The organism is Flammeovirga sp. EKP202 (assembly GCF_014534745.1).
In the GTDB taxonomy this organism is placed as follows: Bacteria; Bacteroidota; Bacteroidia; order Cytophagales; family Flammeovirgaceae; genus Flammeovirga.
Genome location: NZ_JACVVP010000025.1, coordinates 89,051 through 103,692, shown reverse-complemented (window position 1 = coordinate 103,692; position 14,642 = coordinate 89,051). Strand labels below are relative to the sequence as shown.

At 30.9% G+C, this 14,642-nt stretch carries 14 protein-coding genes and 1 pseudogene; 12 read left to right on the top strand and 3 right to left on the bottom strand.

Going from position 1 to position 14,642, the window contains the following annotated elements; all coding sequences use genetic code 11:
• A pseudogene (locus IC221_RS16215) lies at positions 1-515 on the bottom strand (IS4 family transposase); the annotation flags it as partial.
• Between the two features lie 70 nt (positions 516-585).
• Here IC221_RS16215 and IC221_RS16210 point away from each other — a divergent pair.
• The 3 genes from IC221_RS16210 (at position 586) to IC221_RS16200 (ending at position 3,483) form a co-directional block, all read left to right on the top strand.
• Complete coding sequence (locus tag IC221_RS16210; RefSeq protein WP_188169972.1) at positions 586-747, top strand: transposase; 162 nt, start codon at positions 586-588, stop codon at positions 745-747.
• 278 nt (positions 748-1,025) lie between these two features.
• Positions 1,026-2,249: a site-specific integrase gene (locus IC221_RS16205; protein ID WP_188169971.1), complete on the top strand. Its 1,224-nt coding sequence runs from the start codon at positions 1,026-1,028 to the stop codon at positions 2,247-2,249.
• A gap of 166 nt (positions 2,250-2,415) precedes the next feature.
• Entirely contained in the window at positions 2,416-3,483 is a 1,068-nt protein-coding gene (locus IC221_RS16200; protein WP_188169970.1) for a Fic family protein, read from the top strand.
• 363 nt (positions 3,484-3,846) lie between these two features.
• Here IC221_RS16200 and IC221_RS16195 read toward each other — a convergent pair whose 3' ends face one another.
• Positions 3,847-4,626 (bottom strand): helix-turn-helix domain-containing protein, encoded by a 780-nt coding sequence (locus IC221_RS16195; RefSeq protein ID WP_188169969.1) that lies wholly within the window; start codon positions 4,624-4,626, stop codon positions 3,847-3,849.
• 130 nt (positions 4,627-4,756) lie between these two features.
• Here IC221_RS16195 and IC221_RS16190 point away from each other — a divergent pair, with 130 nt between their 5' ends.
• The 6 genes from IC221_RS16190 (at position 4,757) to IC221_RS16165 (ending at position 9,747) form a co-directional block, all read left to right on the top strand.
• Complete coding sequence (locus tag IC221_RS16190; RefSeq protein WP_188169968.1) at positions 4,757-5,038, top strand: helix-turn-helix domain-containing protein; 282 nt, start codon at positions 4,757-4,759, stop codon at positions 5,036-5,038.
• 101 nt (positions 5,039-5,139) lie between these two features.
• A complete protein-coding gene (locus IC221_RS16185) occupies positions 5,140-6,528 on the top strand; it encodes a DUF3987 domain-containing protein (RefSeq protein ID WP_188169967.1) in 1,389 nt (462 codons plus the stop codon).
• Positions 6,529-6,676: 148 nt separating this feature from the next.
• A complete protein-coding gene (locus IC221_RS16180; RefSeq protein ID WP_188169966.1) occupies positions 6,677-7,834 on the top strand; it encodes a DUF6371 domain-containing protein in 1,158 nt (385 codons plus the stop codon).
• 1 nt (position 7,835) lies between these two features.
• On the top strand, positions 7,836-8,864 hold the full coding sequence (locus IC221_RS16175; RefSeq protein WP_188169965.1) for a hypothetical protein: 1,029 nt from the start codon (positions 7,836-7,838) through the stop codon (positions 8,862-8,864).
• Between the two features lie 11 nt (positions 8,865-8,875).
• The gene (locus IC221_RS16170; RefSeq protein ID WP_188169964.1) at positions 8,876-9,532 is read left to right on the top strand and encodes a hypothetical protein; all 657 of its coding nucleotides are present in this window, start codon (positions 8,876-8,878) and stop codon (positions 9,530-9,532) included.
• A gap of 11 nt (positions 9,533-9,543) precedes the next feature.
• Positions 9,544-9,747, top strand: a complete 204-nt coding sequence (locus tag IC221_RS16165; RefSeq protein WP_188169963.1) for a hypothetical protein — start codon at positions 9,544-9,546, stop codon at positions 9,745-9,747.
• A gap of 238 nt (positions 9,748-9,985) precedes the next feature.
• Here IC221_RS16165 and IC221_RS16160 read toward each other — a convergent pair whose 3' ends face one another.
• Positions 9,986-10,738 carry a metallophosphoesterase gene (locus IC221_RS16160; RefSeq protein ID WP_188169962.1) on the bottom strand — a complete coding sequence of 251 codons (753 nt, stop codon included), beginning with the start codon at positions 10,736-10,738 and terminating at the stop codon, positions 9,986-9,988.
• A 418-nt stretch (positions 10,739-11,156) separates the two neighbouring features.
• Between IC221_RS16160 and IC221_RS16155 the strand changes: the two genes are divergently transcribed.
• From IC221_RS16155 to IC221_RS16145, 3 genes are all read left to right on the top strand, one after another.
• On the top strand, positions 11,157-12,527 hold the full coding sequence (locus IC221_RS16155) for a hypothetical protein (protein WP_188169961.1): 1,371 nt from the start codon (positions 11,157-11,159) through the stop codon (positions 12,525-12,527).
• 27 nt (positions 12,528-12,554) lie between these two features.
• Complete coding sequence (locus IC221_RS16150) at positions 12,555-13,112, top strand: lysozyme inhibitor LprI family protein (RefSeq protein ID WP_188169960.1); 558 nt, start codon at positions 12,555-12,557, stop codon at positions 13,110-13,112.
• Positions 13,113-13,207: 95 nt separating this feature from the next.
• Complete coding sequence (locus IC221_RS16145; RefSeq protein ID WP_188169959.1) at positions 13,208-14,389, top strand: hypothetical protein; 1,182 nt, start codon at positions 13,208-13,210, stop codon at positions 14,387-14,389.
• Positions 14,390-14,642 lie beyond the last annotated feature (253 nt).

The following is a 14,642-nucleotide window of genomic DNA, read 5'->3' as shown; positions in this document are numbered from 1 at the left end:
ACCAAATAGTCCCACCATTTTCCTCCAATAAATTCCCTGTCAGCCGTTATATATTCTATAATAGATAAATCAAAGAGATGATGAAATCTATTGAAAAGCTCTTCCCTTTCTTTTTCATTTGAGTTACCTCTTTTATTTCCAAGGACAGTCCACAAGATAGGAAGTCCTACACCTTCATAAATCACACTTAAGTATAAGATATTGATATTCAATTGTCCAAACTTCCAATTTGTACGATCTAGCGACAGCTGTAACTTTCCTTGAATTGGTAACATTTTTAATAATAAGAGAGAAAATGCATTTTCATCAAGTTCAAATTCAGAGAAAAATCTTTGTATTCTTCTCAGTTTAGATTCAAGTTTTGCCGAAGAAGAAAATCCTTGGGAGAGTCTGTTAAAGTTGACAGTTTGGACTTTCAATAAACTTAGGATGATACAGCAAAGGCAAGTAAGTCTTGCTTTATTAAGCGTTAATGTTTTAGATAAGATTTCAAATAATGATGTATATTCGTTCATGCTAATCAGGCTGAGTTTAACTTTTTTGTGTGGTAACTTAAAATTAAACATTTTCTCTGATTAGCTTTTTTTGTCATGTACTAAAGACAAAATTACAAATTACTTCAACAGCAGGTCTACTAATGCTTATGCTGAATCATTTAATTCGAGGATAAAAGACTTTAGAAGGGAATTCAGAGGTGTAACAGATTTAAAGTTTTTCCTATTCAGAATTTCAAAGATATTTGGGTAACCTATGCCCACTTTTTGTTAGTGACCCTGTATTTTTTATATAACACCTTTCTAACAAAAAAAAACACCCTTACATTACTGTAAAGATGGTTTCTAGTGGAGTCGGAGGGAATTGAACCTTTTGTGTATTGCCGTCTATTATTGTCTTTTTTATGCTAAAAACGTAATATATCATCAAATTTATTGTAATATTGTTGATGGAAATGGATAGCAAAACAAAAATGTTATCCCCAATGTTATCCCCTTTTTTTAATCTCTCTTTTTTATTCATTGGTTATTATGGCAACTGTAAAATTATATTTGAAAGACAAAAATGCTCATAAAGTAACAAAAGTTATTTGTGCTGTGTCTGATGGAAGAGGTGTTTTTATTAAAGTTCCTACTAGTGTTTCTGTAAACCCAAAACACTGGAGTGTTAAGAATCAAAGAATCCTATCTGCGAATTCAAATGCAGTTGCTTTAAATCAACAACTTGAAAAATTTAAAAATCGTGTTTTCACAATTTATCTTGAAGCAAAAAATAATGGATTACAGGCAAATGCAAAATATATAAAGGAACAATTACATCCTAAAGAGAATACAGTTACTAAAGAAGAGAAGTTTTGGAAAGTTTTTGATAATTACCTTGAATTAAAAACAAACTCACTTTCTATATCTAGTATTAAAAAAATAAAATCTTTAAGAGTGCATTTAAGGAGTTTTGAGGAAAAGAAATATATCACTTTTGATCTTGAAAAAATGGATCAGATGATTTTTGAGAGACTTCAGGATTATATGTATAAAGATGCAGATCTCAATGTTCAAACCACTGCAAAGTATCTTGGTTTGTTTAAGACTTTCTTGAATTGGTGTAAATCAATGAAGATTGTTGATAATGATGATCACAAACAATTTTCTCTAACTCATCAGCCAGAAACATTAAAACCAATTTTAGATGATAAGGATATAGATAAGTTAAGAACTGTATCATTAACCAATAACTATTTAGATAATGCGAGAGAGTTGCTTATACTGTCCACGTTGACAGGTCTTAGATTTAGTGACTATAGTAAAATTAATTTATCTCAGATAAGAATAGATTCTGAAGAAAGAGAATATTTGGTATTAAGACAAACTAAGACTAATGAAAGGATAGAAGTCCCTTTAAATTCAGAATCCTCTCGTATTGTTCATGATCTGATTGATGGTAAAGTTAGAGCGATAAGTAATCAAAAGCTAAACCAGTATGTAAAAGAGGTCTGCAAATTAGCAGGTATAGATGACCTTTTTGAAGTGGATGAATTTAAAGGAACACAAAAAACAACTTATCAGAAACCCAAATATGAATTAATTACAACTCACACTGGAAGAAGAACATTTGCAACCCGTCTTCTTTTGAAAGGTGTTCCAACTAAAACAGTGATGAAGTTTACCGGTCATAAAGATGAAAGAAGTTTTTCTAAATATGTAAACATTCCAAAAGAGAAAGAAATGGACTTGGTAAGAATAGCATTAAGTGATTAGTAGTATTGTTCGATTAATATGTATATAAAGAAAATCAAGAAATCTTTACATAGTAAGTTTTGTATGTAAAGATTTCTTGATTTTCTTTACATAGGTTTATTTCTATGTAAAGAATTTTCAATTTTCTTTACATAGTATGTTTAGTTTGAGATAATTTTTGTGAGAAATGTGGGAATTAGAACATTTACCGTATAGAGAAATAGAACTTGAATCTAAAAAAGTTTTAAAAGCATTACCAAGAGCTCATTTTGCATTGGCTGAATTAAAAGGTGTTGCTTCCTCAATTCCCAATCAAGAAATTCTGATAAATACATTAGTACTACAAGAGGCTAAGGATAGTTCTGAGATCGAAAATATTATCACTACTCACGATGATTTATATAAATCATCACTTGACTTAGAGCGCCTTTCTTCATTGGGAGCAAAAGAAGTTCAAAATTATATTTCTGCTTTAAAGAAAGGGTACTATAAAGTTAAAAAAGAAAACCTTTTAACGAATAAGTCTATTTTAGCAATTCAAGAAGAGTTAGAAAAAAACAATGCAGGTTTTCGAAGCGTTTCTGGTACTTCATTGAAGAATGCAAAAACAGGAGAAGTAATTTATACACCTCCACAGAATAAATTTGAAATACAAGATCTAATGTCAAATTTGGAGAAATATATTAATATCTCTGAATTAGAAGATATTGATCCTATAATAAAAATGGCTATAATCCATTTTCAGTTTGAGAGTATACATCCATTTTATGATGGTAACGGAAGGACTGGAAGAATTATTAATATTCTGTATTTAATTTTATCAGGCTTACAAGATTTACCAATTTTGTATCTAAGTAATTATATCATAAAAAATAAACAAGAGTATTACCAATTACTCCAAGGTGTTAGAGATGAAGGTTTATGGGAACAGTGGTTATTATTTATGATAAAAGGAGTTGAAGAAACATCTAAAGACACAATAGCTTTGATCCATGAGATGAAAGGATTGATGATGCATTTCAAATATAAATTAAGAGAGAATTATAAATTTTATAGTCAAGATTTATTAAATAATTTGTTTAAGCATCCTTACACCAAGATAGATTTCTTAATGGAGGAATTATCAATATCTAGGGTGACAGCTTCTAATTATCTCAATAAACTTGCAACTGATGGTCTTTTAGTTAAACAAAAAATGGGTAATCAAGTCTATTTTGTTAATTATAGTTTATTTAAACTGTTGACTACCAGATAAAATATTTGAGTTGATGTTATGTGTTTTTTACCTCATATTTCACTAATTGTATTGCTTCCAAAACTTACCTATTAAGTAGGTACATCATCAATTAATTGGCGAGATTCAGAAAAGAATAGAAATGGATGGATATAAAGGAACACATAAAACAACTTGCCAGAAACCTAAGTATAAATTAATCACCACTTATACAGGAAGAAGAGCATTTGCAATCCCCGTCTTATTTTGAAAGGTGTTCTAATTTTGACTGTGATAAAGTTTACAGGTTATAAATGTAAAAGGAGTTTTTCAAAGTATTTAAACATAAGGAAAGAAAAATAAATGGATTTGGTACGTATTGCTTTTATGAATTAAAATTAAAGGTTATTTATCTCTATTTAGAGAATAATCATCCGATACTGCTCTATAGAAATCTTTAGGCCTCTTGATATTTTCATTATCCCTTTCTTTAATATATTGTGATGTAATATACCTCCAATTGAAAAAGCGTTCAACATTAAAATATTCAACTCTACTCTCGGAAACAAGCCCCCCCCCTGTAGCTAAAAATAATGGTTTTATTTTTTCTAATTTAAGTACTAATTCATTGATTTCATTAATTACAATCTCATATTCTGGGTGTAATCTTTCGGAGTCTATAGATTCATTTAGAAGACTTAATGCTTCTTCATAGGCATTTGGGTTATTTAGATTGACATTATAAATTAAAGTTGAAAAATGTTCATTAAACCAATCATTTAAAATGACAAAATAGTCTTTTAATTCTTCAGAAACAGATTGTAAGTAATCGATATAGTCCTTTAATTCATGTATTTTTGTATTTTCTCTAAAGATTGACCGACCAAAATTAACTTTATCTTTAATATCAAAAGTAGGTTGTGGTTCATCATATATTCGACGGCTCTGGAAACCAGGAAAAGAGCTATATGTGTTTACATTCTTATCAGTTTCACCATTTAAAATATAATCTGGGTTGGCACCCATTTTTATTAATGACTCAAGGATTTCGAACGTAGGTTTTTTTATATTTTTTTCAATAGCTGAGATATAAGGTTGTGTAATACCTAATTCTTTAGCAAACTCTCTTTGTGTTAGACCAAGGTCTAAACGGATTTTTTTTATTCTTTCTCCATAATTCTTCATTATTCTTCTCTTTATTTTTGAAAATGAATTCTAATTTAATAATATTGTATCACTGTTGTTGATTATAACACCACGTGATCTTTTTGATTCTAACAAATATAATAATTTATAAATTCTAGACAGGTTAATAATGATAGAAAATCCTTTTGAAGCACTATTTCTTAAGCTAAGCTCTATTGAATCGAATACAAAAATTCTTTCGGAGAAAATAGATTCTTTAAGTCAAGAGTCTAAAGAAAACAATGATATGTTGACTATTCAACAATTGTCACAAGAATACAGTCTTTGTCGATCTACAATTCACAAGTTTATGAGAGATGGAAGACTGAAATATCATAAATTTGGTCGAAAGACTTTATTTAAAAGAGAAGATATTGAAAAATGTATTACAACTAAAGGAAAACATATGTAACATTCTCTATTCAAATTAACCTGTGTATAAATAAAAAAGGTAAAACGACTGCCATCGTAATACCTTCTGATTTTATTTGTACACAGTACAAAATTATTACAATGACAAAAATAAACAATTTGCCAGACTTGAACAATATTTCAAGTCTGGAGGATACTGTATTGCCTAAAAATACAGCAAAAGAAGTCAACTATCCATTTCCTCTAGTTGTATTTCCAAAGTATATACAAGAGGCTCTATTAGAATTACAGGATGTATTTTCATTTGAGAAGCCATACACAGCGATGACAACACTTGTTGTTTTAAGTGTAATCATTGGAGGGAAAATGAGGGTGATTGTGAAAAATGGTTGGACTACAATTCCAAGTATTTATACAGCTATTATTGGTAACTCAAGTATTGGTAAATCGCCAGCTATCAAAATCATTTTGAAAGTGCTTACTTCTATTAATGAAAAAGAAATAGAAAGGTATGAAGCAAAGAAAGCAGAATGGGAAGCAGCTATTGCAGGAATGAATGAGACAGAGAAAAGGGAATTTATTTTAGAAAATAAAGAACCTACTCGTAAACGTTTAATCACTTCTGATGCTACACAAGAATCGTTATGTCATCTATTAGCAAAAGATTCTTTAGTGCTTTTTAAAGATGAGCTGATAGGTTGGCTAAAAAGCATGAATCAATATCGTCAAGGTGCTGATATCGAGTTTTTCTTGAGTGTATTTAATGGGCTTGTGGGTGAGGTAGATCGTGTAGGTAAGAATCTCTATGTAAAAGACCCTTTTCTTTCTATTATTGGAGGAATTCAACCTAGCATTTTGCCTCAACTTACAAAGAATGGAAATGGGGATAATGGATTTTTATATCGAATTCTTTTTGTCATGCCAGAGAGTGAGAGTGTGAACTACCTCTCAGAGAAAGAGCTTTCTAGTAATCGTTTAGATACGTTCTACAAGAAAATGGAAGGGTTGTATTATGCCTTACAGGACGAGGAAATGAGATATATTCCTTTATCAAAGGAAGCAAGATCCTACTTCATCAGTAGCTTCAATCATTATTTGAAAATTGCATCCGAAACTAAAGATGATGCTATTATTTCCGCTTATAAGAAAGTTGGTGATTACATGCCACGTTTTGCTTTGTTGCTTGAAGTACTTCATCAATTATTTGATGATCAAATTGGCGTATACATAGGAAGTGTATCGTTAGTAAGCATGGAGAAAGCTAAATTGCTTTGTGATTATTTCATTGGAACCGCAAATGTAGTGTTAGAGCAAACTCATGGTAAATCTTCATTCCAAGGTAATCATCAATCCTTTTTAGATTTGATACCTGAAAATACACTTGTAACAACATCTGAACTTCATAAAATCGCTGAACAAGTGGGTATTAAAACGTCAAACTTCAAAAATAGGTTGCTCCCAAAATTACTTGAAAAAGGGATGCTGAAGAAGACAGATAAAAGGGGTGAATATATCAAAACCGTCAGCTAGTGTATACTATGTAGATTTTGTATACTTAGGTGTATGTAACCCTTATTTTAGGTACTTAGAGGTAGTTTTTAGAGGAATGTTAGTCTACATTGTGTGTGTACTATGATGTAGACTAACACCCAAAAATTAATTAATCCATTCATTTAATATGACATTTTCAAACCCAAAAACATGGAGTATCAGTCTGGATACCCGAAGGGGAGATCACACCCCAAAGAAAGTGATATGCCCCAATTGTGGGAAGAAATCATTGGTACAGTATCGTAATTTCGATACAAATGAATACCTCCAAAATGATGAAGGAAGGTGTGACCGCCAAGAGAAATGTGGTTATCATAAAAAGCCTACTTATTCTAAAAATGATGTGATCTTTCGACCTAAAAAAATTACTGTCAAAGAAGAGTTTGATGTCCTAGAGAAGCGGTTACTTTATCAGCAAAAAGGAGAAAGTCAGTTTGCTAATTCGATATTAGACAAATTTGGAACAGGTGCCTATTGGCATTTACATCTGAAGTATCATTTGAATGCTTACAACTTCAAATTGAATCATACTTTGTGTGATGCCGTGATGTTCTGGCAAATTGATAAGCAGAACCGAATTCGCACTGCTAAAATAATGAAATACGACCCACAATTGAAACGAGTGAAGAGAGGATATTCAACGGATTGGTTTCATAGTATTTTAATGAAAGAAGGAAAATTAAACTCAAACTTTCATTTAAAGCAATGCTTCTTTGGAGAACACCTATTGAATCAAGATTTGAATAAAACTATTGCTATTGTAGAGTCTGCAAAAACAACGTTACTGGGGGAGCTTTGGAAGCCACAATATATATGGTTATCGACAGAAGGATTGAATGGTTTGACTCTTGATAAAGCAGAAGCATTAATAGGTCGTAAGGTAATTCTAATACCTGATTTTAGTGAACAATCTAGAGAACTATGGAAAGAAAAAGCAAAGGATATCCAATTGAAATACCAAGTGGATATACAGCTCTCAAACATAGGAGAATCATTAAATGACGGCTCTGATTTAGCCGATCTAATCTTAAGTGACAAAGAAATAATCAATAGTATCAAACAACGTTTTGGTAACGACTTAATGCTACACCCTAAAAATATAGTAGGACTTTATAAACCACTGTTTAAGAGTGGATATTCGTATTCCTTTATGGATATATATAATGTTTTAAGTGGTTGTAATACAGGTGTATATCCTGTATATCCATCTATGGATAATGTAATAATCTCATTAATCGAATGGGGTTGCAAAGAAATAATCAATGATAACAAAATAATATTTTAAAATGAGAAAAATTGAATTGGCAAACTATATAAAATTGGTCGATAGTTATGCTGAATTATTAGAATCAAGACCTTATGGAATGCGTTATAAGGCACTCTACAAAACAGTTCATGTATTGGTTTATTTTCTTCCAATTATGAGTATTTGCTCAGGAATCTGGTTTGTGAAATCAACATTTGATTTACTCTTTCAACCTATAGTCGCATTAATTACTTCAGCAATTGTGATATTGATTTGGGAGTATGCAAAGTCAGTGAGTATTTCGTCTTTGTTTCAATCTAAATATAGAAAAGAACCCATTGGTTTATTGGCAATATTAGCTTTGATATTTAGCCTAGGGAGTATTTATTTTTCTTGTAAAGGAATTGATCAATGGTATGTTGAAGTAAAGTTAGATACGACTGAAATAACCGCGAACTATGCATCTGAAAAAACTTCGTTGGATAGTATCGCTGAAACAAGGAAAAGTTTCTATGAAACAAAGCTTTTGCATTTGGATAAGGCAAGTAAGAAACGCTGGGGACAGATGCTTTCGAAGGAAGAAAATTTAAGGGTTTTACAGTATGAAGATCGTTTAAGACAAATTGATTTAAACCTTCAAAACGATAAAAAGAAGTTAGAAGGCATCTATCAAACCAAGATTAAGAAGTTAAGGAATGAAAGTGAAGAACCTAGAATTATTTTGGTGATACTTTTTCTTCTCATTGACTTAGGAATTGCATTTGGCTATTGGTTTATCGTCTACTACCAATATCAATCTGTCAACGAACTTTCCACGCTTATTAAAATAAAGCCAGATTGGAAAACAGCCTTGACAACACTACATCAAGAACTACATGACCATGACATAAAACATGGAAATCATAATGATAAAGGCGGTTTGCCTAGTACCGACCCTCTTTCTTCAATCAAAGAAAAAGAAGAAGCACTCTTGTCTGCAATACATAATGGATGCAGAGACATGAGGAAACTATGCAGTTTAGGGTTTAATCCCTCACAAGTTAAACAAGCTCTAAAGGAGCAAAACTAATTTCATTACAAATGGAAAAATTACAAGAACAAGTGATAGCCCTCTATGAAGAAGGGCTGTCCTATCGCAAAATTGGGGCAGAAGTAGGTTTGTCTCACGGAAAAGTAGGAGAGATTATAAGAGGAAGAGCCTCTTTGCAAGGAAATCCTCCTATGGATGGAACAGAACATGAACAGATTCATGATGATTTTGTTCCAACAGAATCGACTTCTAAGAAGTTGAAGAAAAAGTCTAAAAAAGACAAGGAAGCTAAAGCCATGAAAAAACAAATGGCTAAGATGCAAAGCGAGTTACAGTTTTATAAAGATGAGCTTGAAAAGAGTAAATCCAAAACGCAGGAGTTAAATGGTACCTTAGAATTTCAAGAAAAAGAAGGAAAACTTCAACAAGAAATAATAGGGCACTTTGAAGAAGTATTAGCTTTAGATGGAGTATCAATGTGCAATGAAGAGGTGTTGCATGTGTTTAATGAGCTTTGGGATTGGAAAAGGGAGGTCTCAGAAGCACCAAAACTCTTTAAAGCATTCAAAGAAGAGTATTTCCTCGTTGTCAAGCTTTCGGATTACTTTGAACAAGGACTAAGAAAATTTGACGAAAACAACTCTTTAGAGACAGTGAAATTTAACTTCTCACCAGAAGTAGTATCAGAAATCGAATCATTCATTTAAACCTAAAAACAATGCTTAATCTTATTTTAAAGAAGTATATCGATCAAGAAGAAGAATTCAACAATGAAGAGTCAATAGTAGATGTTGATCAAGAGGAAATCATAGATGATACCTCAGAAGAAGAAGAGTCAGAAGAACCACTTTCAGGAGGTTTTACAGATGATTATTACCGATTATTGGAGAAAAAAAGAAGTACAGAAATTTATATAAAATAGTACTAGCTTTTATCCCATTTTTAGAGCAGATTTTCCGCAAGGAGGTCTGCTTCTTTAGTTTTATACAGTTAGTCTACATTAAAGTATACACCGTAATGTAGACTAACTTTTATCTGAAAACTGTAAATACAGCTCAAAATTGAAGGTTTTGGAGGGTTAGTATACAAAATATACATAGTATACAGTATTTTTTTTAAACTTATTTAAAGATCTATTACGTGGTGAAGGAAATCAAAAATTATAAATGAATAACCTTCCCAATATCAAAGCTTTGATGTTCTCCTAATTGTACATACCCCAATTGATTTGTGAGCATTTGTGTATTTCCAATTTGGAAATCCATCATATTTCGGTGGCTATGACCGTATATCCAGTATTGAACTGTATTTTCAAGAATAAATTCTGTCTTATCAACACAAAATGCCTGATTTAAAACACTTCCATAGAAGTCGGGGTGGTTACATTCTTTACTTGGTAGATGATGTGTGATGACTATCTTATTTTCAGGTTTATTGATCTCAGATTGAAGGAAATCAAAACACTTTTTATGTACGTCATTATACTTTTCAATATCTATTAATTCACCATTATATTTAATACGGTGAAAATCATTCATTCTACGTTTGATGATGGTATTATGTGGTGAAATCTTAGACCAAAGCGTAGAAAAAATCAAGCGATAACCATCAATCACCATAGAGTAATTATTAACTAAATGAACATTGGGTAGTATATCCACACAATAATGGTCTAGCGTAATACTTAAATCAAACCCGTTATAATATTCATGGTTGCCAGGAATCAAAAATACACGTTTAAATTGTGTGGATACTTTTTGTATAAAATCCAATTCAGCAAAGTCTTGATCTAAGTAATAGGTATCACCTGCAATAATTAATATATCTCCTTCAACTTCTAACGGATTATCTTTTATCCATTTTCGGTTTTCCTCAAATTCAAGATGTAAGTCAGAGCAAATTTGGATTTTCATAACGTAAAATTTAGGACTTAGTCTACATTGAAGTATACAGTACAATGTAGACTAACTTTGACTTAAAAACTGTAAATACAGTTCAAAATTGAATGTTTTGGGAAGTTAGTATACGAAATATATATAGTATACATTGCCTACAAATAACCACTTAAATATAATGTTCACAACTTTTCTAAGTTTTATCTATTTTTCTTGTGTTAAACAATTGATTATTAGCTAAGTTTAAAACTACATCTTTGAATATACATCTTTTGACTTGATCGATCGATTAATAAATTATAATAAATAGGGGTTTTACCTCTTTTTTACACATTTAATAGTATAACTCTCGTATAACTTGTCAATCACATATTTAGTTGGGATAAGTACAGTTAATTGGAGTACTATTAATATTATTTGAAAGTTTAACTACAACATGCAAAATATTTTACCTTCAGATGTTAAGACTTACGATGACATCTTAAAATACAATGAAAACCTTTATATCCCATTTCGCAAAAATGCATTGGGACAAGAGGAATATCTAAATGTGTTACAAATCAAAGTTGATTTACTTAAAGAGGAACTATACAAATATAGAAATGATCTGGAAGGTGTTGAAAAAGATCTACTTGAAAGTATTGGAAAGAGGCTTCAAAAAGTATTACTAAAAGAGAAAGTATTCCCAGTAAAAGATGCACCTTATGAAGGAGATTACTTTATTACATCTTCTCCTTTTGATGAAAATCTATATTCTTTATCTACATTTCTAGATAAATTCTGTCCAAGGCAAAGTTTTTATGATCAGGTAAATTCATCTAAAGGCAGATCGTATGATGATGATTATGGTGGAGTAGCTTTAAATTACAGTAAGGTGCTTACTTCTTATGCAGATGATGATATTATCGATTTAAGAAATGAATATCAAAAGCCAGAGTACTTAGGGATTCATCTTGAAACCGGAACTTTTATTAAAGTTGTAAGAGAGAAGGAAAGATATCTCTATCTAAAAGATTTAAACCCAGTATCTAATTTATTACCGTTAGCCTTAGAGTATAAAATTACTACACCCACTAATGAATATGCTGGGCTTTTATTGGATGAAAGTTATATAACACTTCTCAATAAATACGCGGAAAAGGCTTTAAGTAATTATCGTGATGATGAAGCAAATGTCACTATTCAACTTACATCCGAGGCGTTTTTTGATACTTTAATTCAAGGAATCGAAACACTAAATGGGATGCATTCAGATGGAAAGGTTCATGGTAATTTTTATGCCGGTTGTATTGACTTCCTAGATAATAAATGGGTATTGAAAGATAGTTTAAACCTTAGCATAGGAGCAGTGAGTCCTTCAAAATACGATAAATATTTTGCACCTGAACAACTTCTTCTCCAACCTTTAGATGAAAGAACTGATATCTATTTTATAGGACTTGTGATCTTGAATTATATTGGAGCTCAACAATTTGGGAAGACATCGGATTATTATATTCCTGACGCTAATGGCATTGTAAAACATCAGATTTTACTTGATGAGCCATTTGTTTATATCTCTCCTGAGAGTTCAATTTTTGAGGGAAAAGGAGATAGTAAAAATAAATGGAGAGCTTTTTTAGAAAAGTGTCTTGCTTTTGATATGAATAATAGGTTTAGCTCAGTAGATATTCTTCTAGAGGAATTAAATATTTTGATTGAAAAATACCCTATTAAGAAATTAGATGCAAGTGGTCTTGGAGCCTTAGGACTCAAGACAGACGCCGCTTTGCTTAATGGAGAAGTAGTGTATGGGTATGATGTATAATATTTCGAGTAGTTAGTTATGATGAGAATGCAAAAGATCTTATTGATACTAGTAGTTGTGTTAGGAGTGACTCCATTAATACATGCTCAGATGTTTACAGATCAAGATATTGAAGAAATACGTTTTGAATTTATCCAAAGTGATGAAGTTATTAAATTACAAAATAGACTATCATCCAATATTCAACCTTCTGAAGCCTTAGATATAGAATATCAGATTGATACAATGATTATATATCACATTTTTCAAACACTTTCATATAGGGCTGGCGGTAGAATGAAAAGAACTTCTCTAGTACTCATTTGGGAATATGATAAACTGCTGAATAAGTACTATCAAAGATTAATGAGTGTTTTAAATGATGAAGAGAAAGAAAAACTAATTCTTTCTCAGAGGATGTGGATTCAGTTTAGGGATCGAGAAGATGATTTTAAAGGGGTATTATCCTGTATCAATCCGGTTAAGCACGGAACTATGACTACAGAAATTTCAAATTATTACAGAAGTGAAATAATAAGGCGGCGAGTGGAAGATTTTACGAACTATTTAAGTTGGTATTATTTCTTTGAAGTAGAGGTACATTAATTAGAAGTTTTTACGTTTTTGACTCTTTTTTTATTCGATAACAAAAAGGAGTATAACTAAATATTTTTCAAGCAAAATAAACTTACCCATTAGTGATGTTAAAATTAAAAATGAATGAAATTACGTTGATTAGTGATGGTGTAATTAACGTGTTGCATAAGAATTACTTTATCAATCAATCGGAGTTTGAAATAATCAAATATTATAAATCCTCAAATAGTTCAAAGGTATTTATGTTTGATGTAGTAAGTACTTTAAAAATAAAGTTGATTCTGCTGAATGATTATAAAAAAACATTGTTCAAAGAAGTATTCAAAACTCCAGAAAAACTGAAAAAATATCCATCACTTTATAAGGAGTTTAAGGAGGTTTTTAAACATCTAATTCCTCGAAAACCTAAAACTAAACCGAATAACAAAAAAACTAAAAAACAGAAGATAGAAGTAAAAAAAGAGGTAATTGATGTCCAAAAAGAGAATAGATCACTAAATAATACTAATACGGTAACAAGCTATACTTGTAGCTGGTGTGATGTAGATTTTGAAGATGGACACTTGAAAGTGAAACATCCTAAATATCAAACTAAATTAGCTTATCCCTTTGCAAAATCAAGAAAAAGTTTTGAAGCAGTAAGAGATCATATTGAAAGTAAACTACAGAGCGACACGCTTATTGTTCACTTAAAGGGATATAGTATCAGTAGAATTGAGGGGATAAATGATTTATATAAAGTGTTGGAATTGACTCCTTCAAAAAGAAATTATAAAGTACTAGATAGTCTCAAAGATAAACCAAAAGGTGAAATTTTAAGGGATGCAATGAAAAAGAAAAGCAATGCGGAATTGCTTCAGATTTTCACAATAGATCCTAAAAAGAAAAAGTATATCAAGAAATTGTCTGAAAAGCAGCTTGAGGATTATAAAATTATTCCAGTGGTGGAAAAGGTAAAACTCCATAATACTTACACTGAACATGATTCATTTATCTTTACTGTAAAAAGGTTAGGTACCTCAGAGAAAGTGTCATTGATATGGGAAAGCTGTTTGTCTGGAAAAGCAACCCATATTTTTACAACTAACATCCCGAGATATGATAAGATTGTGAATAATTTAGAGACTTTTATTACTGCTGAAGAAGGGTATAAGAGAAGTAACCTTTGGGATGCAAACCCCTCGTTGAGACAAAACTTAGGTTATCAAAAATCTCTTAAACACATCAGTTCTGAAACACTAATTGATTGGTGGTTTAAGATTCGTAACATAATACGGAATTATTAATATCTAATACGTTTATTATCATCTTTCAAAATACTCAAGAAATATTATGTATTACAACAATAGTTGAAGGTCTTTTAGTTGCCAACTAAAAGACAATATTAAACGAAGTACCTTGTTTTTTGAGAAATTAAAGTGGCCTAGTATAAGGAACACCTTGAGTGTTTTTTCAGGACATTACATTTGGAAGCTTAATGTGGGTATTTAAAGAAAGATTTTTATTTATTAGGTAATTAAAATCTTTATCCATTATTCA